At 71.5% G+C, this 25,309-nt stretch carries 21 protein-coding genes; 5 read left to right on the forward strand and 16 right to left on the reverse strand.

Annotated features, from left to right (window positions below):
• Positions 1–39: 39 nt before the first annotated feature.
• The 5 genes from ACFQ2V_RS15810 to ACFQ2V_RS15830 form a co-directional block, all read right to left on the reverse strand.
• The gene (locus ACFQ2V_RS15810) at positions 40–1,113 is read right to left on the reverse strand and encodes a lytic transglycosylase domain-containing protein (protein ID WP_386053811.1); all 1,074 of its coding nucleotides are present in this window, start codon (positions 1,111–1,113) and stop codon (positions 40–42) included.
• A gap of 192 nt (positions 1,114–1,305) precedes the next feature.
• On the reverse strand, positions 1,306–1,704 hold the full coding sequence (locus tag ACFQ2V_RS15815) for a universal stress protein (protein WP_386053812.1): 399 nt from the start codon (positions 1,702–1,704) through the stop codon (positions 1,306–1,308).
• Between the two features lie 40 nt (positions 1,705–1,744).
• The gene (locus ACFQ2V_RS15820) at positions 1,745–2,593 is read right to left on the reverse strand and encodes an ATP-binding cassette domain-containing protein (RefSeq protein WP_386053813.1); all 849 of its coding nucleotides are present in this window, start codon (positions 2,591–2,593) and stop codon (positions 1,745–1,747) included.
• A complete protein-coding gene (locus ACFQ2V_RS15825) occupies positions 2,590–3,612 on the reverse strand; it encodes an ABC transporter permease (protein WP_386053814.1) in 1,023 nt (340 codons plus the stop codon). The genes ACFQ2V_RS15820 and ACFQ2V_RS15825 overlap by 4 nt, the downstream gene beginning before the upstream one ends.
• A 3-nt stretch (positions 3,613–3,615) precedes the next feature.
• Positions 3,616–4,734, reverse strand: coding sequence for a substrate-binding domain-containing protein (locus ACFQ2V_RS15830; protein WP_386053815.1), 1,119 nt, complete (start codon positions 4,732–4,734; stop codon positions 3,616–3,618).
• A gap of 102 nt (positions 4,735–4,836) precedes the next feature.
• Here ACFQ2V_RS15830 and ACFQ2V_RS15835 point away from each other — a divergent pair, with 102 nt between their 5' ends.
• On the forward strand, positions 4,837–5,919 hold the full coding sequence (locus tag ACFQ2V_RS15835) for a LacI family DNA-binding transcriptional regulator (protein ID WP_386053816.1): 1,083 nt from the start codon (positions 4,837–4,839) through the stop codon (positions 5,917–5,919).
• 12 nt (positions 5,920–5,931) lie between these two features.
• Here the strand turns inward: ACFQ2V_RS15835 and ACFQ2V_RS15840 are convergent, their stop codons facing one another.
• From ACFQ2V_RS15840 to ACFQ2V_RS15855, 4 genes are all read right to left on the reverse strand, one after another.
• On the reverse strand, positions 5,932–7,563 hold the full coding sequence (locus tag ACFQ2V_RS15840; protein WP_386053817.1) for a 5-oxoprolinase subunit B/C family protein: 1,632 nt from the start codon (positions 7,561–7,563) through the stop codon (positions 5,932–5,934).
• Positions 7,564–7,571: 8 nt separating this feature from the next.
• Positions 7,572–8,330 (reverse strand): LamB/YcsF family protein, encoded by a 759-nt coding sequence (locus tag ACFQ2V_RS15845; RefSeq protein ID WP_386053818.1) that lies wholly within the window; start codon positions 8,328–8,330, stop codon positions 7,572–7,574.
• 53 nt (positions 8,331–8,383) lie between these two features.
• The gene (locus ACFQ2V_RS15850) at positions 8,384–9,754 is read right to left on the reverse strand and encodes a 6-phospho-beta-glucosidase (protein WP_386053819.1); all 1,371 of its coding nucleotides are present in this window, start codon (positions 9,752–9,754) and stop codon (positions 8,384–8,386) included.
• Positions 9,755–9,818: 64 nt separating this feature from the next.
• Positions 9,819–10,847: a cation diffusion facilitator family transporter gene (locus ACFQ2V_RS15855; RefSeq protein ID WP_386053820.1), complete on the reverse strand. Its 1,029-nt coding sequence runs from the start codon at positions 10,845–10,847 to the stop codon at positions 9,819–9,821.
• Between the two features lie 53 nt (positions 10,848–10,900).
• Here ACFQ2V_RS15855 and ACFQ2V_RS15860 point away from each other — a divergent pair, with 53 nt between their 5' ends.
• The 3 genes from ACFQ2V_RS15860 to ACFQ2V_RS15870 all read left to right on the forward strand — a co-directional run bounded on the left by ACFQ2V_RS15860 (position 10,901) and on the right by ACFQ2V_RS15870 (position 12,908).
• Positions 10,901–11,287, forward strand: a complete 387-nt coding sequence (locus ACFQ2V_RS15860; protein WP_386053821.1) for an ArsR/SmtB family transcription factor — start codon at positions 10,901–10,903, stop codon at positions 11,285–11,287.
• A gap of 78 nt (positions 11,288–11,365) precedes the next feature.
• Positions 11,366–12,487 (forward strand): carbohydrate kinase family protein, encoded by a 1,122-nt coding sequence (locus ACFQ2V_RS15865; RefSeq protein WP_386053822.1) that lies wholly within the window; start codon positions 11,366–11,368, stop codon positions 12,485–12,487.
• Positions 12,488–12,536: 49 nt separating this feature from the next.
• Positions 12,537–12,908 (forward strand): hypothetical protein, encoded by a 372-nt coding sequence (locus ACFQ2V_RS15870; protein ID WP_386053823.1) that lies wholly within the window; start codon positions 12,537–12,539, stop codon positions 12,906–12,908.
• Between the two features lie 103 nt (positions 12,909–13,011).
• On the opposite strand, the gene ACFQ2V_RS15875 is transcribed toward ACFQ2V_RS15870, so the two are convergent.
• From ACFQ2V_RS15875 to ACFQ2V_RS15905, 7 genes are all read right to left on the reverse strand, one after another.
• The gene (locus tag ACFQ2V_RS15875) at positions 13,012–13,488 is read right to left on the reverse strand and encodes a hypothetical protein (RefSeq protein WP_386053824.1); all 477 of its coding nucleotides are present in this window, start codon (positions 13,486–13,488) and stop codon (positions 13,012–13,014) included.
• Positions 13,489–13,562: 74 nt separating this feature from the next.
• A complete protein-coding gene (locus ACFQ2V_RS15880; protein WP_386053825.1) occupies positions 13,563–14,852 on the reverse strand; it encodes a glucoamylase family protein in 1,290 nt (429 codons plus the stop codon).
• 144 nt (positions 14,853–14,996) lie between these two features.
• Complete coding sequence (locus ACFQ2V_RS15885; protein WP_386053826.1) at positions 14,997–16,040, reverse strand: LacI family DNA-binding transcriptional regulator; 1,044 nt, start codon at positions 16,038–16,040, stop codon at positions 14,997–14,999.
• Between the two features lie 91 nt (positions 16,041–16,131).
• Positions 16,132–17,985, reverse strand: a complete 1,854-nt coding sequence (locus ACFQ2V_RS15890) for an ABC transporter ATP-binding protein (protein WP_386053827.1) — start codon at positions 17,983–17,985, stop codon at positions 16,132–16,134.
• Positions 17,982–18,914, reverse strand: coding sequence for an ABC transporter permease (locus ACFQ2V_RS15895; RefSeq protein WP_386053828.1), 933 nt, complete (start codon positions 18,912–18,914; stop codon positions 17,982–17,984). The genes ACFQ2V_RS15890 and ACFQ2V_RS15895 overlap by 4 nt, the downstream gene beginning before the upstream one ends.
• The gene (locus ACFQ2V_RS15900) at positions 18,911–19,900 is read right to left on the reverse strand and encodes an ABC transporter permease (protein ID WP_386053829.1); all 990 of its coding nucleotides are present in this window, start codon (positions 19,898–19,900) and stop codon (positions 18,911–18,913) included. The genes ACFQ2V_RS15895 and ACFQ2V_RS15900 overlap by 4 nt, the downstream gene beginning before the upstream one ends.
• 84 nt (positions 19,901–19,984) lie before the next feature.
• Positions 19,985–21,643 carry an ABC transporter substrate-binding protein gene (locus ACFQ2V_RS15905; RefSeq protein ID WP_386053830.1) on the reverse strand — a complete coding sequence of 553 codons (1,659 nt, stop codon included), beginning with the start codon at positions 21,641–21,643 and terminating at the stop codon, positions 19,985–19,987.
• 231 nt (positions 21,644–21,874) lie between these two features.
• Between ACFQ2V_RS15905 and ACFQ2V_RS15910 the strand changes: the two genes are divergently transcribed.
• Positions 21,875–25,309, forward strand: a complete 3,435-nt coding sequence (locus ACFQ2V_RS15910; protein WP_386053831.1) for a GH36-type glycosyl hydrolase domain-containing protein — start codon at positions 21,875–21,877, stop codon at positions 25,307–25,309.

The raw sequence follows: 25,309 nt of genomic DNA on the forward strand, positions 1-25,309 counted from the left end.
CATCCGATCCATCCCCACCAGATGGGTGGGGATTTGCCGTCAGGGGCCGGCGAGGGCGCCGGACGTCACGGCCTGGATGATGCCGACCACGGTCGCGAGGTAGCGCTGCGAGTGGTTGTACGACAGCACGGCGGCGCGCAGGTCGGCGGCCTGCGACAGGTCACGGCCCCCGGCGCAGAGGTAGCCGGCCGCCGCGAGCGCGGCGTCCTCGATGTTCTGCGGGTCGCGTATGCCGTCACCGTTGCCGTCGGCGCCCCAGATCCGCCACGTGGCCGGGATGAACTGCATCGGTCCGACGGCCCGGTCCCACACGGGGTCGCCGTCGAAGCGGCCGCCGTCGCTGTCGCGGATCGCGGCGTAGCTCCCGCCCGTGAGCGCCGGCCCCCGGACCGGCGGGACGGCGTCGTGGGACGCGTCGAGCCGGCGGCCGCGCAGCGAGGACGACTCGACCTCGCCGATGGCCGCGAGCAGCATGACGGGGATGCGGCACGAGGGCCTCTTCGCGGCAGCCGACGTGTAGGCCGCCCAGATGACCTGCTCCTTGGTCAGTGGACCGTTGCCGCCACCCCTGGGCGGGACGGCCACGGCGGTCGGCACCTGGATGTCGGCCCTCGGCCGCCACGTCGAGGACGTGGCGCTGGTGCCTCCACCCGGCTGGAGCGTTGCGGGGTCGGGTTGGGCGCCCGGCAGCTCGCCGGGCTGCGCGTCCTGCTGGGTCTGGTCACCCGGTGCCGCCGGCTTCGCCTGCTGGGCGGTCACCACCGCGCCGGCTGTCAGGAGGAGCCGCTCGAACAGCGGCGTGACCAGCACCCCCGCCAGACCCCCGAGCGTGGTCAGGGGGTCGGCCTGCCGGGCGGGCGCGCCGTCGGCGCCCTCACTCCCGCCGGCCCCGCCGGCCCCGCCTGCTCCGCCGGACACGCCGGGCATGCCTGTCGGGGTTGCCGTCCCGGCGCCACCGAGGCCCGTGCCGAAGCCGAGGCTTGGCTCTGCGGACGGCGACGGGGTCGGAAAGGTCGAGCCGTCGTCGGCGCGAGCCGGGGCGGCGGCGAGCAGGGCGCAGCCCAGGCCGGCGGCCACCCCCGCCGCGACCAGGCGCTCCATCCGCTGACGCATGCCTCATGCTCCCGCACTGCTGCAGGCCCGCCCCCCGGGCCCGCGACGACTTCCCCTCAAGTAGAGCGCGAAAGATGCTCGGGCGCCCGCGAATCCGTTATGTCCGCCGCCACCTCAGCCACCACCTCCGAAGGCTCTCCCACGTGCGAGACCGACGCGAGCGGCTGTCCCGCAGCGCCACCGCCGGACGCCTCAGCGCGCCTTGACGGTCAGGACGGCGCACGGGGCGTCGAGCAGCACCTGCTGTGCGGTGCTGCCCGTCACGAGCTTGCCGACCGGTGACCGCCGGCGCAGGCCGATGACGACGAGGTCGGCGTCGATCTCCGTCGCCGCGCCGAGGATCTCCTCCGCGGCGGAGCGACCAGAGGTCGGCTGACGCACCTCGTGCGGGATGTCGGCGTTCGCGAGCTGCAGGTCGATGGCGTCGATGTCCTCGGCCATCGCGAAGCTCTTGTCGGCGTAGTTGCCGTCGCGTCCGGTGTTGACGACCGTGAGGTGCGACCCCTCTGACTGGGCGAGCGAGATCGCCGCGTCGAGCGCGGCGACCCCCTCGGGTGTCGGAATGTAGCCGACGACAATCTTGACGAACATGCCTCTCCTGACGGGGAACTCAGCGCGCTCGAAACGGCTTTCAGTCTTGGAGCCGCATGGCTCCGGTCATCACCGCTACGCCGTCGGTCATCGAGTGCGACGACGGCGTGATGACGCCGGCGCTCCCGCCGAGACGCTGGATGTGGATGCGGTCGGCAACGTCCCACACGTGCGGCATGTTGTGCGAGATGAGGATGATCCCGAGGCCCCGGTCGCGCAGCTGCCGGATCATCTCGAGGACCTGGTTGCCCTCCTTGACACCGAGGGCAGCCGTCGGCTCGTCGAGGATGACGACCTTGCCCCCGAACGCTGCCGCGCGGCTCACCGCGACGGCCTGACGTTGGCCGCCCGACAGCGTCTCGACGGCCTGGCCCATGTTCTGGATGGTCTGGATGCCGAGGTCCTGGACGGCCTGGCCGGCTCGCTCCTTCATCCCCTTCTTGTCGAGCATGCGGAACACCGAGCCGAGCGGACCCGGACGACGCTCCTCCCGGGCGAGGTAGAGGTTGCTCGCGATGTCGAGGGCGGGGATGACGGCCAGCTGCTGGTAGACCGTCTCGATGCCGGCGTCGCGGGCGTCCTGCGGTCGCTTGAAGTGCACGACCTGGCCGTCGAGGCGGATCTCGCCCGAGTCGGGCACGAGGGCGCCCGTCAGGCACTTGATCAGCGTCGACTTGCCGGCGCCGTTGTCGCCGATGACGGCGAGCACCTCGCCGGGGTACAGGTCGAGGTCGACGCCGTCGAGGCCGACGACCCGGCCGAAGGTCTTGACCAGGCCGCGCGCCGAGAGCACCGGGTGGGTGCGGTCGCTGCTCGGTTCGGCCGTCGAGAACAGGCCGCCCTGGTGGGCGACCGACTGGTCGGTGGTGGGGGGCGCGTCGGCGCTCATGCCTTGACCTTCCTGATCCACTGGTCGACGGAGACCGCGACGATGACGAGCACGCCGGTGGCGAGGACGCGGTACTGCTGGTCGATGCCGGCGAGCGAGAGACCGAACTGGAGGGACTGGACGATCAGGGCGCCGATGAGCGTCCCGATGAGCCGCCCGCGACCACCGAAGAGGCTCGTGCCGCCGATGACCACTGCGGTGATGCTGTTGAGGTTGGCGTCGACGATGGCGTTGGGTGTCGCGGCGCCGGAGCGGCCGATGAGGACCCAGGCCGCGAGGCCGTAGATGAGCCCGGCGACGGTGTAGACGGTGAGGAGCACGCGCTGGGTGCCCACGCCCGACAGGCGGGCCGACTCGCGGTCGTCGCCGACGGCATAGACGTGGCGTCCCCATGCGGTCTGCGACAGCGCGAAGCCGACCACGGCGTACATGACGCCGACGGCGATGACGCCCCACGTGAGGCGGAAGCCGCCCCGCGGGCCGAACCCCTCGCCCAGGAAGTTGAGGAGGGACGGCAGGTGGTCGGCCTGGATGCTCGAGCCGCCCGAGTAGAGCAGCGCGATGGCCGTGAAGACGCTGAGCGTGCCGAGGGTGACGATGAACGGCGGTAGTGCCAGCCGGGTCACGAGCAGGCCGTTGAGCAGACCCGCGCCGACGGCCAGGAGCAGGCCGATCAGCAGTGCGAGGAGGCCGTTCATCCCGCCGTCCTTGGCCAGCGTCGCCATCACCATCATCGACAGGATCGTGATGGCGCCGACAGACAGGTCGATGCCGGCCGTGAGGATGATGAGTGTCTGACCGATCGCCAGGGCCGCCACGACCGCGGTCTGCTGCAGCAGCAGACCGAGCGAGGACGGCGTGGCGAACCGCGAGTTCATCGTGGTGAAGGCGATGAACGCGATGACGAGGATGAGCAGGGGGCTGAGCCACGGGTAGCCGTGGAGGAGGTGCTGCACCCTCTGCAGGGGGCTCTGCTGCCGCCGAGCGAACTCGGCGGCAGCCGACTGGGTGGTCGTCATGGCTCAGTTGCCCCAGCAGATCTTGGCGGCGTCGGCGGAGCTGATGCTGTCGACGCCATCGACCTTCTTGTCCGTCACGAGGGCGACACCCGTGTTGTAGAAGTCGAGGCCGGGCGAGACCTTCGGCTTCTCACCGCCGCGGGCGATCTTGGCGATGGCCTCCATGCCGAGCGTCGCCATCTTCAGCGGGTACTGCTGCGCCGTGGCTCCGATGACGCCGTCGGTGACCGACTTGACGCCGGCGCAGCCGCCGTCGACCGAGACGATGAGGGCCGTCTTGCCCTGCGCCTTGAGAGCCGCGTTGGCACCGACCGCGGTCGGCTCGTTGATGGTGTAGACGAGGTTGATGTCGGGGTTCTTCGAGAGGCACTTCTCCATGGCGGTGCGGCCGCCGTCCTCGGCGCCGTTGCCGGGCTCGTTGCAGACGATGGTGTAGTCACCGCCCTTGCCGCCCGTGTACTTGCCGGTCTTGTCCTCGTCGCCGTTCTTCTTGGGGTCCTTGACATCGATGCCCATGCCCTCGAGGAAGCCCTGGTCACGGTTGTAGTCGACCGACACGATCTTGTCGTTGAACAGGTCGAGGAGCGCGATCACGGCGGGCTTGCCCGCGAGCTGGCCGGCCGCCCACTGACCGTCGAGCTTGCCCGCGGCCCGGTTGTCGGTCGCGAAGGTGATGTCGACGGTGTCGGCAGGGTCGGGCGGCGTGTCGAGGGCGATGACGTAGAGGCCGGCGTCGCGGGCCTTCTTCATGGCGGCGTTGACGCCGTTGCTCATCGGCGTGATGAGCACGCCCTTGTCGCCGCGCGCGATGGCGTCCTCGATCGCCGTGATCTGGCCGGCGTCGTCGCCCTCCTGCTTGCCCGACGCCACGGTCAGGGTGACGTTGTTCTTGTCCGCGTCGGCCTTGGCGCCCTTCTGCATGGCGACGAAGAACGGGTTGGTCGAGTCCTTGGTGATGAGGGAGACACCGACCTTCTCGGCGCCGCCTCCACTGGCGCCGCTCGAGCCGCCGTCCGAGCTGCCGCAGGCAGCGGCGCCGAGAACCAGCGTGCCGGTGGCCATGGCGACGAGTGCGCGGCGACCAGCGAGCCGAGACGGGGTGAGGAAGGAGCTGCGGTGCATGGCGTGGACCTCTCTGTCTGCCGTCGTCACATGACAACGTTGTCAGGACGATGTATAGAACGCTCTTGTGCTCACGTCAAGGCATCCGCTACAAATCGCAACGTGGATGAGACAACGATGTCCGAGGCGGGCTCAGGGCGAGGGGGTCGAGGCGCTGCGACCCGTGGGCACCTGGTGGCCCGAGCCACCATGAAGGACGTCGCGGCACTGGCGGGCGTCAGCCTCAAGACCGTCTCACGCGTCGTGAACCGTGAGTCCGGCGTCTCCTCGGCGGTGCGGGAGCGGGTCGAGCGGGCCGCCACCCGGCTGGACTACTCGCACAACGTCCACGCGAGCAACCTGCGCCGGGCGAGCGGCCGGACCGGCACCGTCGGGGCCCTGCTGCAGGACGTCAGCAACAGCTTCTCGGCAAGCCTGCTGCGCTCCCTCGAGGACGTCGCCCGCGCGCAGCAGACAGCGGTGCTCGCGGCGAGCCTCGACGAGGAGGAGGGTCGCGAGATCGCCCTGGTCCGCGGCTTGGTCGCCCGCCGCGTCGACGGCCTCGTCCTCATGCCGGCGACGTCACGCCACGAGTACCTCGCCGCCGAGCTGCGGGCGGGTCTCCCCACCGTCTTCGTCGACCGCCGGCCCCACGGCGTCGACGCCGACTCGGTCACGGTGGACAACGTCCTGGGCTCGCGGCACGCGGTGGAACACCTCATCGCGCACGGCCACCGCCGCATCGCGGTGCTGCTCGACCTCGCGACGATCCAGACCGCCGAGGACCGCCTACGCGGCTACCGGCAGGCCATGGCAGCGGCCGGCATCCCCGTCGACGAGCGCGTGGAGGTCAGCGACCTCCGCACCTCCGAGGCCGCCGAGCACGCGGTGCACGCGTTCTACCGCGGCGGGCTGGTGCCGACGGCGATCTTCGCCGGGCGCAACGACCTCGCCATCGGCGCGGTGCGCGCGCTGCGGTCCCTGGGGCTCAGCCACGATGTGGCCGTCATCGGCTTCGACGACTTTCCCCTCGCCGACCTCCTCGAGCCGGCGCTCACCGTGGTGCGCCAGAACGTCGGTCAGATCGGCGCCGAGGTCGGCCGGCTGCTCTTCTCCCGTATCGCAGGTGACACCTCGCCGCCCCGGCACGTCGTCATCGAGCCGACGCTCGTCGTGCGCGGGTCGGGTGAGATCCGCCCGTCGTGACGCGGCCGGGCGTCACCGCGGGCGCAGGCGCCACCGCAGTCGCGCCTGCTGGCCCGGCCGCAACTGTGCTGCCCGGGTGACGGCCCCTGGGGTCAGCACGGCGACGACCGGGTAGCCGCCGGTGACCGGGTGGTCGGCGAGGAAGACGACCGGCTCACCTCCCGGCGGCACCTGCACGGCCCCGACGACCATCCCCTCGCTGGGGAGCTCCGTCTCCGCGTATGCCGCCTGGCGCTGGATCGCCTTTCCCTCCAGTCTGATTCCCACGCGGTTGCTGCGTGCCGAAACCGTGCGCACGTCACCTTCGAGGTCGTCGAGGTGGCACCAGTCGGCCCTCGGTCCGGGGTCGATGTCGAGCACCACGGGCCCGTCGCCCGGCACGGGCTGCGGGGCGACGTCGACCACCGGGAACGCCCGCGGTGCGGGGCCCACCGGCAGCACGTCGCCGACCTTCGGCACCGGCGGCCCGACACCCGAGAGCGTGTCGGTCGACCGCGAGCCGAGCACCGGCGGCACCGCGATGCCGCCGCGGACGGCGAGCCAGGTGCGCAGCCCCGCCGCCGGTGCGCCCAGGGTGAGCAGCTGTCCGTCGGCGAGCGGCACAGGCGCAGCGTGCGCCACCGGCCGGCCGTCGACGTCGGCCGGACAGGGTGCTCCGGTCAGGGCCACGAGCAGGTCGCCGCGGGCGCGGACTGCGAGGCCGCCGAACGTGACCTCGAGCGACGCCGGCGGCGACCCGCCGTCGTCACCGCCGAGCAGGTGCCCGACGAGCCGCAGCCCGAGCCCGTACGCCGCCGGGTCGGCCGAGCCCGACCGTCCCACTCCCGCGTCGGCGAGGCCAGGTCGGCCGGCGTCCTCGACGAGGGTGAGCGGACCCGTCGCGACCACCTCCAGGCCTCGCCCAGTCCCAGTCGGGTGACTCGCGCGCCCCGTCCCTGACGGCGTGGCTGCTGTCGCTACCCGGGCTGTCGAAGGGGGTGCGGTGCGGGCGTCGGCGTCGACGAACCACACCGTCATGCCCGGGGTGAGCAGGGCAGGCGGCTGCCGGTCGACATCCCAGAGGACGGCATCGGTGGAACCCAGCAGCTGCCAGCCTCCCGGCGAGTCCTGCGGGTAGATGCCGCTGAACTCCCCTGCGAGAGCGACGGACCCGGCGGGCACCCGGGTGCGGGGATCGGGGCGGCGTGGCACCCTCAGGCGCGGGTCGCCGTCGACGAGGTAGGCGAACCCCGGCGCGAAGCCACCGAAGCCGACGCGCCAGGGTGTGCCCGTGTGGGCCTCGACCACCGCGCCACGGGACAGCCCGGTGAGCCGGGCGACCTCGTCGAGGTCTGCACCGTCGTAGCGGACGGCAACCTCGACCGCGTCGCCGTCGCCCGGGCCGAGGGCGAGGTCCAGGTGGGCGGCGAGCTCCAGGCAGGCGCGTCCCACCTCGTCCCGACGCCGGGCGTCGCGCAGGACGACGAGCACGGTGCGGGCTCCGACGACGACGTGCTCGAGAGCCGTCCCGATCGCCGTCTCGTCGCCCGCCGGCGAGACAGCGGCCGCCAGTCCGGTGCGCAGCGCCAGGGCCGCGTCGGTGTCGGCCACCTCGACGAGCAGGGCCGACGCACCCATCGGGAGCAGTCGCGCCTCCATCGTCATCGCCCCGGTCAGCCTGCGAACGCGCGGATCTCGACACCGGCGGCCTCGAGCTCCCGCCGGACCGCGCGTGCCATCTCGACGGCGCCCGGGGTGTCGCCGTGGATGCACACCGACTCGGCCCGCACCTCGACGTCGGTGCCGTCGACAGCCGTGACGACGCCCTCGAGTGCCAGCCGCCTGACCCTGGCGGCCACCTCCTCGGCGCCGTGCAGCACCGCCCCCGGCTCGGTGCGGGGGACCAGACGCCCGTCGGGCAGGTAGGCCCGGTCGGCGAACGCCTCGCTGACGGCGCGCAGCCCGGCGGCCATGGCCCGGGCGAGCACCACGCTCCCGGGCAGCCCGAGGATCGGCAGCGAGGTGTCGACGGCCACCACGGCGTCGACCACCGCCTGGGCCTGGGCCTCGTGGTGGACGATCGCGTTGTAGAGCGCGCCGTGCGGCTTGACGTAGGCGACCCTCGTGCCCGCCACGTGGGCCATGGCCGACAGGGCACCCAGCTGGTAGATGACGTCGGCGGCGAGGGCGTCCGGCGGCACGTCGACGAAGCGCCGCCCGAAGCCGGCGAGATCGCGGTAGCCGACCTGCGCCCCGACGACGACACCCCGCTCGGCGGCATACGCACACGTCGTGCGCAGGGTGAGCGGGTCGCCGGCGTGGAAGCCGCACGCGACGTTCGCGCTCGTGACGACGTCGAGCACGGCAGCGTCGTCGCCCAGGGTCCACACCCCGAAGGACTCGCCGACGTCGGCGTTGAGGTCGAGGTGCATGCCTCGATCCTGCCGGGACGGAGGGCGATCGGGCCACCGTTGCCGCGGAGCGTCTAGCCCAGTCCGCCGTAGAAGTCGGGCAGTCGCCGGCCGTACTCGGCGAGCAGCTCGCGCGCCACCGTGACGGAGTCGACGAGAGGGTGGAGCGCAAAGGCTTGCACCGCAAGCGATCTCGACTGCTCGGTGGCGGCACGGATGACGATCTCGTCGACCGCCTTGACCTGCTGCACGAGTCCGAGGGCGTGGCCGGGCAGCGGGCTCACCCGCACCGGCACCGGCCCGGCCGCGTCGACCGTGCACGGCACCTCGACGACGGCGTCGTCCCGCAGGCCGGCGACGGCCCCGTCGTTGCGCACGTTGAGGATCAGCCTCGCCGGCTCGTCGCGGGCGATCGCGGCCATCAGCGCGAGCGCGACCCCTTCGTAGCCGCCGCCCTCGACGTCGGCCTCGGAGCGCTCGTGGGAGTCACCGTCGCCGTTCCCGCGGGTCTCCTGCATGTAGGTCGCATTGCGTTCGCGGCGCACGGCGTCCCAGCGCTCCCACGCCTCGCCCGGCGCTCGGGCGACCGCGCCGTAGAACTCGGCCTGCTGCGCGACGAGGTACTCGCCACGGGTCTGGGCGGCCGAGGCGATCTGGGCGACGGCGTCGCGGGTGAAGTAGTAGTAGAAGAGGTACTCGTTCGGGAGCGACCCGAGGCCGCGCAGCCACTCGGTGCCGAAGAGGTGTCCCTCCTCGATCGCGCTGAGCGCCGCGTCGTTCTCGAGCAGGCTCGGCAGCAGGTCACATCCGTCGTGGCGCAGCCCGGTGAGCCAGCCGAGGTGGTTGAGCCCGGCATAGTCGATCTCGAGGTCGTCCAGGTCGTGCCACAGCGCACCCGCGGCGCGCTTGGCGAGGCCGAGCGGGGAGTCGCAGATGCCGACGACGCGGCCGCCCAGCACCGACTGCATCGCCTGGGTGACGAGGCCGGCAGGGTTGGTGAAGTTGATGACCCACGCGTCGGGGGCCAGGCGGCGTACGCGGCGGGCGACGTCGAGCGCGACCGGCACGGTGCGCAGGCCGTAGCCGACGCCGCCGGGGCCGGTGGTCTCCTGACCGAGCAGGCCCATGTCGAGGGCGATGCGCTCGTCGGCGGTGCGTCCTGCGAGGCCACCCACCCGCATCGCCGAGAAGACGAAGTCGGCAGCCTCGAGCGCACTGTCGAGGTCCGTCGTGGCCGTGACCGTCGGCGGTGTCCGCGAGTCGGGGTGCGCACCGAGGTGTGCCTGCGCCTGCGCGCTGAGGACGTGCCCCATGACGTCGAGCCGCGAGACGTCGGTGTCGTGCAGGACGACCTCGGTGACCCGCCGCCGGGCGGTGTCGCGCAGCAGCGCCCCGTGCACGAGCGGCACGCGGAAACCGCCGCCACCGAGAATGACCAGCTTCATGGCTGCACCACCCTCGGAACCGTACCAACCCGCGAGCCCCGCGCCAGTTCTGGCGCGCTCGGACTCAGTCGTGACCCGGATAGGCGTGCACGACCGCCCCGGCGAGCCTGGGGACGGCGCGGACGAGCTCCTGCTCGGCACGGTGGGCGACGGCATGGGCGTCGGTCAGCGACAGGCGCGCCGGCACGTCGAGCTCGGCGTCGGCATGGACCTCGTGCCCGATCCACCGCATGCGCACCCGACGCACGGACAGGACGGCCGGGTCGGAGGCCAGCACCTGCTCCGCCCGCACGACGAGCTCGGGATCGACGCCGTCCATGAGCCGGCGGAAGACGTCGCGGGCGGCGGCGCGCAGCACCAGCACGATCGCGACCGTGATGACGAGCCCGATCGCAGGGTCGGCCCAGCCCCAGCCCAACGCGACGCCGCCTGCCCCGACGACGACGGCGAGGGAGGTGAGTCCGTCGGTCCTGGCGTGGTGCCCGTCGGCGACGAGGGCGGCCGAGCCGATGGCCCGCCCCTCCCGGATGCGGTGGCTCGCGACGAGCTCGTTGCCGATGAAGCCGAGCAGCCCGGCCACGGCGACCCAGCCGAGGTTCTGCACCGGCGCGGGATCGGCCAGGCGGCGTACAGCCTCCCATCCCGCCACGACCGCCGACACCGCGATCATCGCGATGACGAAGAGGCCGGCAAGGTCCTCGGCTCGGCCGTAGCCGTAGGTGTAGCGACGGGTCGCTGCGCGGCGCCCGATGACGAACGCGATCCACAACGGCACGGCGGTGAGCGCATCGGAGAAGTTGTGGATCGTGTCGGCCAGCAGCGCGACCGAGCCGGAGACCACGACGACCGCCAGCTGCAGCACTGCCGTGACGCCGAGGCCGACGAGACCCACCTTGACGGCACGGATGCCTCGCGCGCTCGACTCCAGCGGCGCGTCGATGGAGTCCGCCGCGTCGTGGGAGTGCGGCGTGACGGCGTGCCGCAGGCGGCCGAGCCATCCGCTGCCGTGCTCGTGGCCGTGGTCGCGCTCGTCATCGTGGCTGTGGCTGTGGCTGTGCTGATGGTCGTGCTGGGTGTGGAGGTGCTCCGGCATCCCCACACCTTATCTGCATAGTTGCGAAGGTAGTCAGGCAGTAGGGTCCACGTGTGCACGACGCGATGCCCGACCTGTCCATGCCCGCGGACGAGCAGGCCGACCTCGCGGCCGAGACCTTCCGGCTGCTCTCCGACCCGACCCGCATCAAGCTGCTCTGGGCCCTCCTGCAGGGCGAGTCGTCGGTCAACTGCCTCGCCGAGCTCGCCGGCGTCAGCCCCACCTCGGTCAGCCAGCACCTGGCCAAGCTGCGGCTCGCCGGGCTGGTGCGCGGCCGGCGCGAGGGCACGTTCGTCTACTACACGGCCGCCGACACCCACGTGCACGCCCTGCTCGCCGAGGCCCTGTCCCACGCCGACCACGCCGACGCCGAGCTCGGGCCCGAGAGCGAGCACGACCACCACCTCCCGTCCGTCGCGCGCGGGACGAAACGCGCGTGACCGACGAGTCGGGCGGCATACGCGAAGCAACCCGGGAAACCCGGTGAGTCGCGAACGCACGTGCGGGATCATGGGCGCGTGGCCCACCGACAGTCGTTCGACCCGCTGGCGTCGCGTCGCACCGACGACGACCCGCCGCTCGACGTGTTCGTGTGGGGGACCGTCTTCCTCGACATGATCTTCGCGGGGATGCCGAGCGCTCCCAAGCCGGGCACGGAGGTGTGGGCCGAAGGCCTGGCCTCGTGCCCCGGCGGCATCGCGAACCTCGCCGTCGCGACGCGCCGGCTCGGCCTGCGCACCGGGCTGGCCGCCGCCTTCAGCGACGACGACTACGGCGACTTCTGCTGGCGCACCCTCGAGCAGCAGGAGGGCATCGACCTCGGCCACAGCCGCCGCTTCGCCGACTGGCACAGCCCGGTCACGGTCTCGATGTCGGTCGACCGCGACCGCAGCATGGTCTCGCACGGCCACCCCTCGCCCGTGCCGGCGAGCGAGCTCATCGGCACGCCGCCGCGATCGCGCGCCGTCATGGTCGACCTCGCAGAGGACGAGGCCTTCGGCCCGAGCGGACCGACCTGGGTCGACCAGGCCCGTGAGAACGGGTCGCTCGTCTTCGCCGACGTCGGCTGGGACCCCAAGGAGCAGTGGTCGCCGCACGTGCTCGAACGGCTCGACCGCTGCGACGTCTTCATGCCCAACGCCGTCGAGGCGATGGCCTACACCGGCACGAGCACACCGGTCGAGGCCGTCTACGCCCTCGCCGACCGGGTGCCGGTCGCGATCGTCACCGTCGGCTCCGACGGCGCCCTCGGCATCGATGCCCGCACCGGTGAGGAGGCCCGGGTGCCCTCGCTCCGGGTGCACGAGGTCGACCCGACCGGCGCCGGCGACGTCTTCGGGGCGGCCCTGCTCGTCGGCACGCTCGCCGGGTGGCCGCTCGAGCAACGCATGACGTTCGCGAGCCTGTGCGCCGGACTGGCGCTTCAGCAGTACGGCGGGTCGCTCGCCGCGCCCGGCTGGGGTGACCTCGCCGACTGGTGGACCGCGCTCGTCAGCGACACGAGCGGCGACGCGTACCACCGCTCGCTGCGGCGACGCTTCGCCTTCCTCGACGAGATCGTGCCCCGGGTCCCCGTGCTCGCCTGCCGACGCGCGACGGCCACGATCGCCAGGCGCGCCGACGTCCAGGACCTCGACTGAAGGGGGTCACACCCACCCCGTCGACCGTGCGGGCGGCAGGATGGGGCGCGTGACCGGCCGCGACCTGCCCGACGACATCCGCGACCTGCTGGCGCTCGACCTGCTCGCCGCGCAGGTGCAGGACTGGTCGATCGCGAGCGACTCGTTCACGTGGACGCTGCTCGCCGGCGACAGTGAGCGTGGGCACGAGCTCGCGACCCTGACCTACGTCGGCGCCGTCGTGCTCCACACGAACCGGCGCCACCTCGACCGGGCAGTCGAGGTGGCGGCCGAGGTCGTGGGCTCGGAGGTCGTGGCCGCGGAGGGCGGGGGCTTCGAGCACCGGGTGACGCTCGGGCCTGCCCACGCGTTCGTCATCCGCTTCTGGAGCGTCGACGTGCGCCGTATGCCGGCACCCGACCACCTGCGCCGCACCCGCTGAGCGCTGCGTGGCCGACACCTACGGCTCCCCATATCGAAAAGAGCACTCCGTCCACCTCGGGGGCGCGACGCGGCGCGCTCTCGATGGGGAAGGTGGGCTCGGTCTAGATCGAGGCGGGGGAGTTGAGGGGGTTGTCCGCAGCGGTCTCGGCCGACGTGCGCAGCAGCTCGTCCACGAGGATGAGGGTCTGCTCGTCCTCGTGCGTCATGCGCCGGCCGAACGGCCCCCGGGCCAGTGCCACCGCGGCGCCGACCCGCACGATGCCGAGCCGCACGTCGTCGCGGGCCTCGGCCGACAGGCGCTCGAGCAGGCGCGTCACTGCGAGCATCCCCGAGACGACCGGGCGGCCGTCGAGGGCGAACTCGTCGAAGAGCCAACGGCGTTCGGAGGCAGCCGTCTCGAACACCGCCCGGCCTGCGCCGGTGCTTCGCAGCGCTGCGTCGGTGACGGCGTCCCAGAAGGCACCCCGCTCGTCGTCGTCGAAGACCGTGCGCCCCGTGAGGGCGCTCAGCACCCAGACCGGGCCGAGCCGGAGCGTGGCGACCTCATCCTCGGTCCACCCCTCGAACCACTGCGACACGTCACCCCACCTCTCGCATGCCGGCGACACCCCCAAGCGTACGACCGTCGCGAGAACCGGGTCCCGCCCAGGACTCACGTCAGGGGCATCGTCCGGGCCGCCACGACGGGACGCAGCACGGCCTCGACCTCCGGGGTGCAGAACCAGCGGCGCAGGCAGTCGTCGGCGAGCACGTTCGCGAGCGCCCCCAGGACCATCGACTGGTCGAGGGAGAGGTGGCGGCCCGCGTGCCGCCCGGTCAAGGTGTCGACGCTGTCGATGAAACCGCCGGGGCCGTACGCGCCCAGGTCGCTCTCGATGCGCGCCAGGTTGTCGGCCGCCTCGTCGGGCTCGACCATGAGGGCCATCGCCGACGCGTGGGGGGTCACGACGACCTCCCCGTCCCGCTCGCTCGGGTAACCATCGGCCTCCCAGGCGATCGGCGGCACGCCGAACACCGAGTAGCCGTCACCCGGACAGGCCGATGGGCTGAATCCCCAGTAGCCGTATGCCTTCTCGTCCATCGCGTACTCGCGCTGGAGCGCGACGGTGCGGGCCTGGTTGACCCCCCAGGTGTCCGGAGCCCACTCCGCTTCGGGGACGAAGATCGTCGGCATCAGGGCCTCGAACATCGACCCGCCGAAGGTCGGCACGACGTCGCGCCCGCGGTAGTGGCGCAGCGGAGTCTCGAGCGAGGCGTAGTGCTCGGGCGGGACCTGGCCGTGCGCGATGCCGACGTAGCTCGCGATGCGCGGCTCGGAGTCGAGCAGGTCGTAGTGGTGCCGGGTGTGGAAGACCGGCGCCTTCCCGTCGACGAACGACACCGGCCGCGTGTCCGCGCCGGGGTCGACGACCCAGAAGCCGCCGCTCAGCCGGCCACCCGGGCCTTCGTCGCCTGCTGCCGCGTCGTGGAAGACCCCGAAGTCCATCCGGTCGAGCACCGCGTGGACCTCGTCGGCCAGCGCGGGCTCGGCAGCCGCCACGACCATGAGCCCGGCCGCGAGCCAGCCGTTGTCGACGCTCGAGAGGAACGGGTGGATCGTGCCGCCGTCGGGCATCCGGTGCATGAGCGCGCCGGTGCGGTCGTCGTACCAGTTGTAGAACATGCCGCTCTCGCCGTGCACCTCCATCCGATGGAGGGTGGCAAGCAGACGGCCGAGCCCGTCGCGGCAGACCTCGGGGTCGACGAAGCCGAGGTCGCGGGCGGCGACGGTGCACCACAGCAGCCCACCGATGTTCGTCGGCGACGTGTAGCCGCTGCGGGTGTCGGGGTCGAGCGAGACGCCGATCGAGTCGGTCGGCAGGCCCGAGACGGGGTCGGTCATCGCCTCGAACGAGCGCCAGGTGTCGGCCGCCCAGCGGCGGAGAAGGTCGTGGTCGGGCACGGGGTTCCTTGTCGTGGGGCAGCGGGAAGGGTGGCGAAGGACTGGCGAGCGGTCGCACGGACCGCCACGAGACGGCATACGTGGACGGGGCGAGCGTGCGGGGACGCGTCGTGGCGGTCGGTCGGCCCGGACGCCGAGGAGGGGTCAGGCTCTGGCGACGGAGGTCGGGTCCCAGTCGCAGCCGCACGAGCCCCGGACGACGAGCCGTGTCGGCAGCACCTGCGGCTGCACGTCGAACCGCCGGCCACCGATGCGCTCGTGGAGCCGGATGGCCGCCCACCGCCCCAGCTCGCGCATCGGCTGCTGGACGGTGGTGAGGCCCGGGGCCAGGTAGCGCGAGGTCATGATGTCGTCGAAGCCGACCACGGCGACGTCGTCGGGCACGCGCCGCCCCTCGCGCGCGAGCATGACCATCGTCGCGAGGGCGAGCTCGTCATTGGCACAGACGAGCCCGTCGAACGAGGCGCCTGACGCCTCGGCCGCGAGCAGCTGCTCGACGACGCTCTTGCCCGACAGCTCCTCGTACCTCACGCGGACCGGCGCAACGGCCTCGACGCCGCGCTTGCGGGTCAGGGCGTGCTGGAAACCGCGGTAGCGCTCGGAGATGTCGTGCGAGTCATCGGGGTCACCGACGAAGACGAGACGGCCGCGACCGTGCTCGAGCAGGTGGCGCGTCAGCTCGGCCGAGCTGATGAAGTTCTCCACCTGCACCGAGTCGCAGCCCTCGATGGCCTCGCGGGCCACGAGCACGGTCGGTGTGGTCTTGACGATCTGCCGGATCAGCGACTCGCTGATCGTGTCGTTGGCGATGACGATGCCGTCGATGCGACCGAGGATCTTGCGCACCGACGCCTCGGCGTCCTTGGAGGCGTCGCACACGACGACGACCACCGACTGCCCGTCGCGGGCGGCCGTGGACTCGAAGCCCGACAGCAGCTCAGAGTAGTACGGCCCGGCCAGCCCCGGCAGCACGAGCCCGTGCGTCTCGTGGGTCGGCACGTCGACGGGCCGACCCGCACGCAGCGGGACGTACTCGAGGTCCTCGACGGCACGCAGCACCCGCTGGCGGGTCCTCGCAGAGGCTGGCGTGGAGCCGCTGAGCACGCGCGAGACGGTAGCGATGGACACGCCGGCACGCTCGGCCACGGTGTAGATCGTGACCGGGCGGTCATCGTGCTCTGTCGACACCCGGGCTCCCTCTGTCGGGGTCCACTGTGCACGCCACCACGAGGCTCCACAACCCGGACGCGCCCTGCGGCGCCGGCGTCCCGGGCGTCGGTCAGAACGGGTTGGGGATCGCATCGATGAGCTTGCGGGTGTAGGCGTCGCTCGGGTCACGGATCACCTTGAGGGTCTGCCCCTGCTCGACGACCCTGCCGTTGTTGAGCACGATCACCTCGTCGGCGAGCATCCGGGCGCTCAGCAGGTCGTGCGTGATGTAGAGGATGCCGACGTCCTTCTGCTGCACCAGGTCGTTGAGCAGCTCGAGGATCTCGGCGCGGATCGACACGTCGAGGCTCGAGATCGGCTCGTCGGCGACGATGATCTCGGGCTCGACGGCGAGGGCCTTGGCGATGACCACCCGCTGGCGCTGCCCACCCGACAGCTCGTAGCCATAGCGGTTCATGAAACGGTCGGCCGGGGTGAGGGCGACCGTCTCGAGCAGCTCCTTGACCCGCTCGCGCAGGGCGTCGCCGCGCAGCCCGTGGTAGTTGGCGAGCGGCCGGGCGAGGATGTAGCCGACGCGCTTCGCCGGGTTGATCGAGCTGTACGGGTCCTGGAAGACCATCTGCACGTCGCCGCGGTAGTCACGCAGGGCGCGGCCGCGGAAGCCCGCGACCTCCTGGTCGCCCTTCGGACCGTGGAAGACGATGCGCCCGCTCGTGGGGCTGTCGACCCCGGTGATCATCCGGGCGAGCGTGGACTTGCCGCTGCCGCTCTGGCCGACCAGCGCGGTGACCTCGCCCTTGCGCAGCACGAAGCTCGCGCCGGTGACGGCCTCGGTGCGCTGGACCGCGAGCCCACGCCGGCGGGTGAAGACCTTCGAGACGTCGTCGACAGTGAGCACCACGTCACCGCGCAGGGCCCGGGTCGACTCCTCCGACGTCTTGACGAACTGCGGCCCGTCGAACGTGCGCTTCGGCTCGCCGTGCTCGCCCGCACCGCCCTCGCGCTGCTGCGCCTCGGCGACGATGCAGGCGGCCCGGCCAGCGCCCAGCGGCACGATCGGCGGCTCGACCTCGGTGCACCGGGCCACCCGCTCGGGGCAGCGCGGCGCGAAGCTGCAGCCGGCCATCGGGAGGCTGAGGTCCGGCGGACGTCCAGGCACGTAGGTGATCCGCACCGTCTCCGCGCGCGGGTCGCCGTACGAGCCGAGCAGGCCCTTGGAGTACGGGTGGTAAGGCTGCGTGAGGAGCGCAGCGGCCGGCTGCTCCTCGACGATGCGGCCGGCATACATCACGAGGATGCGGTCGGAGAGGTCGAGCACCGTGCCGATGTCGTGGCTGATGAACAGCACGGCGAAGCCCTGCTCGGCCTGGAGCCGGCGCACGTTCTCGAGGATGGAGTGCTGCACGACGACGTCGAGCCCGGTCGTCGGCTCGTCGAGGAGGACGAACTTCGGTTCGAGCGCCAGGGCCAGCGCGAGGTTGACGCGCTGGCGCATGCCGCCCGACAGCTCGTGCGGGAAGGCGCTGATGAACCTGTGGTCGATGATGACCATGTCGAACAGCTCGCGGATGCGTCGGGTGACGGCCTGGCCGCGCAGCTTCGAGTGCTGCTCGATGACGTCGCGGAACTGCGCCTCGACCCGGGTCACGGGGTTGAGCGCGTTCATGCTGCTCTGGAAGACGGTCGAGATGTCACGCCAGCGCAGGTCGCGCAGCTCGTCCTCCGACAGGTTCGTGATGTCGGTGCCGTCGAAGGTGATGCTGCCGCCGCTGATGCGCCCGGGGCGCTGCAGCAGCCGGAGCAGCGCCGTGCCGAGCGTCGTCTTGCCCGAGCCGGACTCGCCGATGAGACCGACGAACTCACCCGGATCGATGGAGAAGCTGACGTCCTGGACCGCGTCGAGCGACCGGTGGGCCTTGGGTTCGTAGCGGACCGAGAGGTCATTCACGTCGAGCAGGCTCATGCGTCCTCCCTGAGGTGCGGGTTGCTCAGCAGGTCGACACCGAAGTTGATGAACGCCATTCCGGTCATGAGGATGGCGAGGACGAGCCCGGGCACGAAGACCCACAGCCACAGTCCCTGCGTGATCGCGCCCTGCGCGTTGGCCTGGTAGAGCATGGTGCCCCACGAGACGCTCTGCGAGTCGCCGAGACCGAGCACCGCGAGGCCTGCCTCGGCGCCGATCGCTCCCGTGGCCGAGCCGACGAAGGCCGCCGCCACGAGCGAGCTCATGTTCGGCATGATCTCGCGGAAGACGATGCGCATCGTGCCCTCGCCGGAGAACTTCGCGGCGGTGACGAAGTCGCGGTTGCGCAAGGTGATGATCTGCGCTCGCTTGGCCCTGGCGCCGCCGGCCCACGACGTGATCGCGATGACGCCGACGATGAGCCAGACGCCACGCACCTCGGAGTAGGCGACCAGGGTGATGATGAGCGGCAGCGTCGGGATGACGAGGGCGACGTTCGTGATGAACGAGAGGACGTCGTCGACGATCGTGCCCTCGGCGTAGCCCGAGATCATCCCGATGACGAGTGCGATCATGGTCGCGAGCAGGCCGCCGAAGAGGCCGACCAGCAAGGAGATCCGCGACCCGTAGATCAGCTGGGACGCGATGTCGCGGCCGTCGGTCGTCGTGCCGAGCCAGTTGTCACCGCTCGCCCCGGCCAGCGGGGTGAACGACGAGTCGAGCGGGTCGTGCGGCGCGATGAGCGGCGCAAGGACCGCGACGAGCACGTACGCCGAGACGATGACGATGCCGACGCGGGCCTTCCTGCTGCTCCAGACGACCTGCCACCAGCGGTCGGGTCGCTCGACGTCGGGCACCTGCTGGAAGCTCGCCGACTGGGCCGGATCACCTTCTGCCATCACGTCGTTCAGGGGTGTGGTGGTCATGACTCCGCCCTCCTCGCGCGCGGGTCGAGCACTCCGTAGAGCAGGTCGGCGACGAGGTTGGCGATGAGCACCCCGACGGTCGTGAGCAGCATCAGCGTCTGCAGCAGCGGGTAGTCCTTGTTCTCGACCGCCTCACCCATGAGCCGCCCGAGGCCGGGATAGTCGAAGGCCTGCTCGACGAGGATCGCGCCGCCGAGCACGCCGCCCAGCGCGAGCGCGAAGCCCGTGACGCTGGGGAGCATCGCGTTGCGGGCGGCATACTTCAGGGCGACCACCCGGTCGGGCAGGCCCTTGGCCTTCGCGAGCCGGATGTAGTCCTCGCCGAGGTTCATGATCATCGTGTTGCGCATGCCGAGGATCCAGCCGATCGGCGTGACGATGAGCAGCGCGAGCGCCGGCAGGAACGAGTGCGACACCGCCTCCTGGATGAACGGGACGTTGAAGCCCGGGGTCGACTCCTCGTAGCCGCCCGACGTCGGGAACCAGCCGAGGCTGTAGCCGAAGACGTAGAGCAGCAGCAGCGCGATCCAGAAGGGCTGGAGCGTCCCCAGGAACGTCGAGCCAAGGGTCACGAAGGAGTCGAAGCGCGAGTTGCGCCGCCACGCGGCATACGCCCCCAGCACGATGCCCACGACGAAGGACAGCACCTGTGTGACGGTGACGAGGACGACCGTCCACCAGAAGGCCTGGCCGATGACCTCGGTGACCTTGAACGGGTAGTAGCTGTAGGAGAGCCCGAAGTTGCCGCGGACGAGCTCACCCAGGTAGGTGCCGTACTGCTGGAGCAGCGAGCCGTCCGGCGCACCGAGCATCGCGCGCATGGCGCGGACCTGGGCAGGGTCGAGCGCGGCGTCCTTGCCCGCGAGCTTCTTGACCATGATCTCCGCCGGGTCGCCCGGCTGGAGACGCGGGATGAGGAAGTTGAGCGTCACCACGGCCCACAGGGTCGCGAGGAAGAAGCCGAACTTCCGTGCGAAGTACTTCATGACGACCTCACCTTCGTCCAGGCACCCGCCCCCACCGGGGCGGGCTCACGAGGAGCCCACCCCGACGGGCGTGCAGGGGTCGCATCAGTTCGGCGCAGTCAGGCGCGTGATGACGAGGAGGCGGTCGTCGACCGGGTTGGCGTACGCGTTCTGCTCGCTCGGCCAGCCGACCGCCTTGTCGGTGCGGTAGAGGATGCGGGCCGGGGCGTAGATCAGCGAGGTGACCGGGTACTGCGTCATCATCGTCTCGACGAGCTCCCCGAGGTACTTCTTCTGGTCGGCCTTGTCGGTCGACTGGGAGAGGTTCTTCACCGCCTCGTCGGTGGCGGGGTCGCTGTAGCGCTCGACGTTGGGGAAGATGTCGGTCGCCGTCGGCATCTGCTTGCTCGAGAGCTTGGCGCCGATGTTCTTGGCGAGCTCGCAGCCGCCGTGGAGGTACTCGAACATCAGCTGGAAGTCGCCGGTCTTCTTCTGGCCGTCGACCGAGTCGGGTGCCGAGGCCGTCACCTTGGTGTTGACCCCGGCGTCGTTCATCCCCTTGGCGACGACGTCGGCCATGGCCTGGTAGTCGATGAAGCCGGCCTGCACGGAGAAGTTCACCGAGAGCGGCGAGCCGTCGGGGTTGGTGCGCTTGCCGTCCGCGCCCTTCTTGTAGCCCGCCGCGTCGAGCATCTGGTCGGCCTTCGCGAGGTCGAACGGGAGGACGGTGTCCTTGCCGGCGTACTTCTCCGGCAGGAGGTTGTCCATCGACGGCAGCTTGAGGCCGGTCTGGCTCGCCGGCTTCATGATGCCGTAGGTCGCCTTGGTCGACATGCCCTGCTTGTCCATCGCGTAGCTGATCGCCTCGCGGAACTTCGGGTCGTTGAAGGGCGCCTTCTGGACGTTGCCGGTGAGCACGGTCGTGCCGTTGGGGGCGTAGTAGAAGTGGTTGTTCTTCGGGTCGGCCTCGACGAACGTCTTCTGCGGGTTGGGGATCTCGCCCCAGTACGCGTCGAGCTGGCCCGAGCGCAGCTTGAGCGCGGCCTGCGAGGCGTCGTAGTTGCCCTCGAGGACGAGCTTCTTGACCTTGATCTTGTCGGCCTGCCAGTAGTCCGCACGGCGCTCGAGGACGAGGCGGCGGCCGTTGTAGCTGCCGACCTTGAACGGGCCCGTGAAGACGGGCGTCTTGTCGACGTACTTCGACGGGTCGCCGACGGTGGAGTAGTAGTGCTCGGGAAGGATCTTCGTGGCGATGATGGCGTCGTACTTCGGCGCCGCGTTGCCGGTGAACTCGAAGACGACCTGGTTGCCCTGTGCCGTCACGGACTTCGCAGGCGCACCGAAGGTGTCGTTCCAGACGCCGGCCTTGTCGATGGCCGGATACTTCTTGAGCAGGTTGAAGGTGAAGGCGACGTCCTGGGCCGTGAAGGGCTTTCCGTCGCTCCACTTCACGCCGTCGCGGATGTCGAGGGTGAGCTTCGTGGCGCCCTCCCACGTCGACTTCGTCGCGAGCCAGGGCGTCTCCTCGCAGGTGAGGTTGTTGCGCACGATGAGCGGCTCGTAGAGCCAGTTCGAGGTGAGCGGCTTCGGCGAGTTGGGGTTGTAGTTGACGAGTCCACCGACGGTGGCGTCCGCATCCGACGGGAACGTCAACTGTTCGATCATGCCGCCTCCGCCGCCAGCACCCCCGCTCGCGCTCTCCTTCTGCTTGGCGCTGCCCGCGCACCCGGTGAGGGCGAGGGCGGCGGCGGTCAGACCGGTCACGATCAGAGTGGGTTTTGTGCGAGTCAGCGTCATTGCGGAGCTCCGTCAGTCGTTCGGCATGGTTCGTGAGGGGCGGATTTCCGTCAGGTTAGGGGCGCCCGGATGACTGCTGTCAACGCTCTGGAGGCATGTAACTACTTTCATGGGCTGCGTCGTGCGTGGTCTGACTTTCATTTGTTTTCAAGGGGATTCGGCCTGTCCAGAAAAGAGGGCCGCTGGTAGGAATGAATGGTGCTCGACGACAACGCTGTCCTGACCGCCCCCGAGGTCCTCGCCCTGAAGGGCCCATCCGGCCTCTTCGCGGAGGTCCTCGACAACGGTGCCCTGCGCCGGCTCGAGGCCTTCGGCACGAGCCTGCTGCTGCACCCTGCGACCGTCGCAGAGGCCGGTCTCGCCAACGTGCACCTGCGGGTGCACCGGCCGGACGGCATCGCCCGCCTCGCCCTCCTCGGCCCGGGGAGCGGCTCCGTCGTGTCGCACGCGGACGGCGCCGTCGTCGTGACCGGCCGGCACGAGGGGCTGCGCTACCGCCTGGTCTTCCGTCTCGGAGCCGATGTGTCGGCGCAGCCCACCTGGCACTGGGACGTCGACCTGACGAACACGACCGGTGAGCCGGTCACGGCCGACGTCGTGCTCACCCACGACCCCGCGCTGGCGCCGCTGGGCAACGTGCGCATCAACGAGTACTACGTCAGCCAGTACCTCGACCTCACGCCGGTGGCCACCGCGGAGCACGGCACGGCCGTCGCGGTTCGGCAGAACATGCCGGGCGAGCGCGTGCCGTGGCTCATGGTCGGCACCACCGGCACCGGCACCGGCTGGGCGACCGACGCCCTCCAGCTCGTCACCCGCACCGAGCGGTCCGTCGTCTGGTCCGGCCTCGACGCGGCCGACCTCCCGGGCACGCGGCTGCAGCACGAGCACTCGCTCATCGCCCTGCAGGACGCCCCGGTCACGATCGCACCGGCCGACTCGCACCGCACCGGCTTCTGGGGCATCGCCCTCGACGACCACCCCGAGGCCACCTCCGACGACGACGCCCGGTGGGCCGACGTCGCGATCGCGGCCACCCCGACCCCGTGGGCGCCGGCGGGCGACGGCGCCCACGGCCAGGACCGTCCCGTCCCCGCCACGCTGTGGTCGTCGAGCCGGCCCTTCGCATCACAGCCGCTCAGTCGCGAGCAGCTCGATGCCGCAGGCCTGCTCACCGATCGACAGCACGTCGAGTCCGCCGAAGACGGCACCGAGCTCGCCTGGACCGTTCGCGGCGGGCAGCTCGTCACGCCCACCAAGGAGGTCGCCGTGCTGCGGCCCCACGGGCACCTGCTGCGCACGGGCGACGCCTTCACCCCCGACTCGCGCTCACTCGCCTCGACCGTGTGGATGACCGGCACCTTCCACTCGCAGGTCACCCGCGGGCACGTCGGCCGCAGGTCCGTCGCCACCGGCCGGCGCACCTACCTCGGCCTCCAGCGCGCGCACGGCATGCGGCTCTTCGTCGAGGACTCCGACGGCGAGTGGTCCCTCCTCGAGACACCGAGCGCATGGTTCACCGGCCTCGACCACTGCACCTGGTGGTATGCCGCCGAGTCGGGTCCCCTGGTCACCGTGACCTCGAGCGCGCCGGCCCACCAGCACACGCTGAGCCTGTCGGTGGGCCAGGAGGGCGCGACGCCGAGGAGGGTGCTGCTGGCGGTGCAGGTGGCCGACGACCTGTCGGACGCGCCCACCGTCGACGTGGCACACGACCACTTCGACGTGACGACGACCGGCGACCCCCGCCCGTGGCGCGTGTCCTGGACCGGACCGGGTGCCGCCGAGGTCGGCGACGGGCGCCTCCAGGCCGACGGCGCGGCTCGCGGCCCGGGCTGGGTCACCGTGCTGTTCGAGCCGTCCGCGCAGGTCGAGGTCGTCGTCGCCTCGGCACCCGGCGCCGGAGACGCCGCCGAGGGCGAGGTCACCCCAGCGGGTGAGCACCTCGGTGCCGGCTTCTGGGACCGGGCCGGCCACGCCGTCTCGCTGGACGGCCTGCGCCTCGGCGACGCCGCCGGAGCGCAGGCCGCCCACCTCTCGGCAGCGCTGCCCTGGTTCACCCACAACGCCTTCGTCCACTACCTCTCGCCGCGCGGTCTCGAGCAGTTCTCGGGCGGCGCCTGGGGCACGCGCGACGTGTGCCAGGGACCCGTCGGCCTGCTGACCGCCCTCGGCAGGCAGGAGTCGGTGCGCGACGTGCTGCTGCGGGTCTTCCGGGCGCAGAACGCCCGCGGCGACTGGCCCCAGGCCTTCGAGTTCCTGCCACCGCTGCCCGAGTCGGGCCAACAGGACTCGCACGGTGATGTCGTCTTCTGGCCCGTCCTCGCAGCGGGCGACTACCTCCGCACCACCGGTGACGCGTCCCTGCTCGACGAGCCGGTCGCGTTCGTCGGTGACACCGGGCTCGAGGCGGCCGCACCGGTCGCCGAGCACCTCCGGCGTGCGGTGACCCGCATCGCGGAGTGCACGGTCCCCGGCAGCCCGCTGCCGGCGTACGGGCACGGCGACTGGAACGACTCGCTGCAGCCGGCCGACCCGCGCCTCGCCGCCAACCTCGTGTCGACGTGGACGGCGGTGCTCCAGACCCAGGCCCTGCGCACCCTCGCAGAGGGGCTGCGGGCGGCCGGCGCCCCCGACGGGCCCGACGACCTCGCCACCGAGGCCGACGAGCTCGCCGAGCGCACGCACGACGCGCTGCTGGACCAGCTCGCCTCCGACCCGGTGCTGCCCGGCTACCTGCTGCACCACGACGACGGCCGCGTCGAGCCGCTCGTGCACCCGACCGACGAGCGGACCGGGCTGCGCTACGGCGTGCTCCCGTGGATCCACGCGATCGGTGCCGACCTGCTCACCCCCGAGCAGGCTCGCCACCACCTCGACCTCATCGAGGAGCACCTGCTCGGCCCCGACGGCGCGCGCCTCTTCGACCGGCCGGTCAGCTACGTCGGCGGACCCATGACGGTGTTCCAGCGAGCCGAAGCGAGCACCTTCTGGGGCCGCGAGATCGGCCTCATGTACATGCACGCGCACCTGCGCTACGCCGAGGCCCTGGCCCGCGTCGGCGACGGAGACGCTCTGCTCACAGCCCTCGCCAAGGCGAGCCCGGTCGGGCTGGAGTCGCTCGTGCGTCAGGCGCGTCCCCGCCAGACGACGTGCTACTACTCCTCCTCCGACGGCGCGTTCACCGACCGCTACGACGCCTCCGACCGGTATGCCGCCCTGATGGCCGGCGACGTGCCGCTCGAGGGCGGGTGGCGCATGTACTCGTCGGGCCCGGGGCTCGTGCTCCGGCTGGTGACCGAGGTGCTGCTCGGCATCCGGCAGCGCGGCGACGACGTGGAGATCGACCCCGTGCTGCCTGCCGGCCCGGGCGACGACGCCCTCGCCGACCGCGGGCTGACCGCCCGCCTGCCGCTGGCGGGACGCGACCTGACGGTCCGCTACGTGCTCGGGCCCGAAGGACACGGCGTTCGCCGCATCACCGCCGGTGGTCGCGAGCTCGACCTGCGCCCACTGAGCAACCCCTACCGCCGGGCGGGGGTGGCCGTCCGGGGCGCCGACCTGCTCGGCAACGCCGACGACGACGACACCGACGCCTCGACCGCCATCGAGATCTACGTGGAGACCCACTGA

This window comes from Terrabacter terrigena (assembly GCF_042676085.1).
In the GTDB taxonomy this organism is placed as follows: domain Bacteria; phylum Actinomycetota; class Actinomycetes; order Actinomycetales; family Dermatophilaceae; genus Terrabacter; species Terrabacter terrigena.

Coding starts and splice junctions, on each gene's coding strand:
- ACFQ2V_RS15810 (WP_386053811.1), bottom strand. CDS start 1,113: ATGCGTCAGCGGATGGAGCGCCTGGTCGCGGCGGGGGTGGCCGCCGGC.
- ACFQ2V_RS15815 (WP_386053812.1), bottom strand. CDS start 1,704: ATGTTCGTCAAGATTGTCGTCGGCTACATTCCGACACCCGAGGGGGTC.
- ACFQ2V_RS15820 (WP_386053813.1), bottom strand. CDS start 2,593: ATGAGCGCCGACGCGCCCCCCACCACCGACCAGTCGGTCGCCCACCAG.
- ACFQ2V_RS15825 (WP_386053814.1), bottom strand. CDS start 3,612: ATGACGACCACCCAGTCGGCTGCCGCCGAGTTCGCTCGGCGGCAGCAG.
- ACFQ2V_RS15830 (WP_386053815.1), bottom strand. CDS start 4,734: ATGCACCGCAGCTCCTTCCTCACCCCGTCTCGGCTCGCTGGTCGCCGC.
- ACFQ2V_RS15840 (WP_386053817.1), bottom strand. CDS start 7,563: ATGACGATGGAGGCGCGACTGCTCCCGATGGGTGCGTCGGCCCTGCTC.
- ACFQ2V_RS15845 (WP_386053818.1), bottom strand. CDS start 8,330: ATGCACCTCGACCTCAACGCCGACGTCGGCGAGTCCTTCGGGGTGTGG.
- ACFQ2V_RS15850 (WP_386053819.1), bottom strand. CDS start 9,754: ATGAAGCTGGTCATTCTCGGTGGCGGCGGTTTCCGCGTGCCGCTCGTG.
- ACFQ2V_RS15855 (WP_386053820.1), bottom strand. CDS start 10,847: ATGCCGGAGCACCTCCACACCCAGCACGACCATCAGCACAGCCACAGC.
- ACFQ2V_RS15890 (WP_386053827.1), bottom strand. CDS start 17,985: ATGAGCCTGCTCGACGTGAATGACCTCTCGGTCCGCTACGAACCCAAG.
- ACFQ2V_RS15895 (WP_386053828.1), bottom strand. CDS start 18,914: ATGACCACCACACCCCTGAACGACGTGATGGCAGAAGGTGATCCGGCC.
- ACFQ2V_RS15900 (WP_386053829.1), bottom strand. CDS start 19,900: ATGAAGTACTTCGCACGGAAGTTCGGCTTCTTCCTCGCGACCCTGTGG.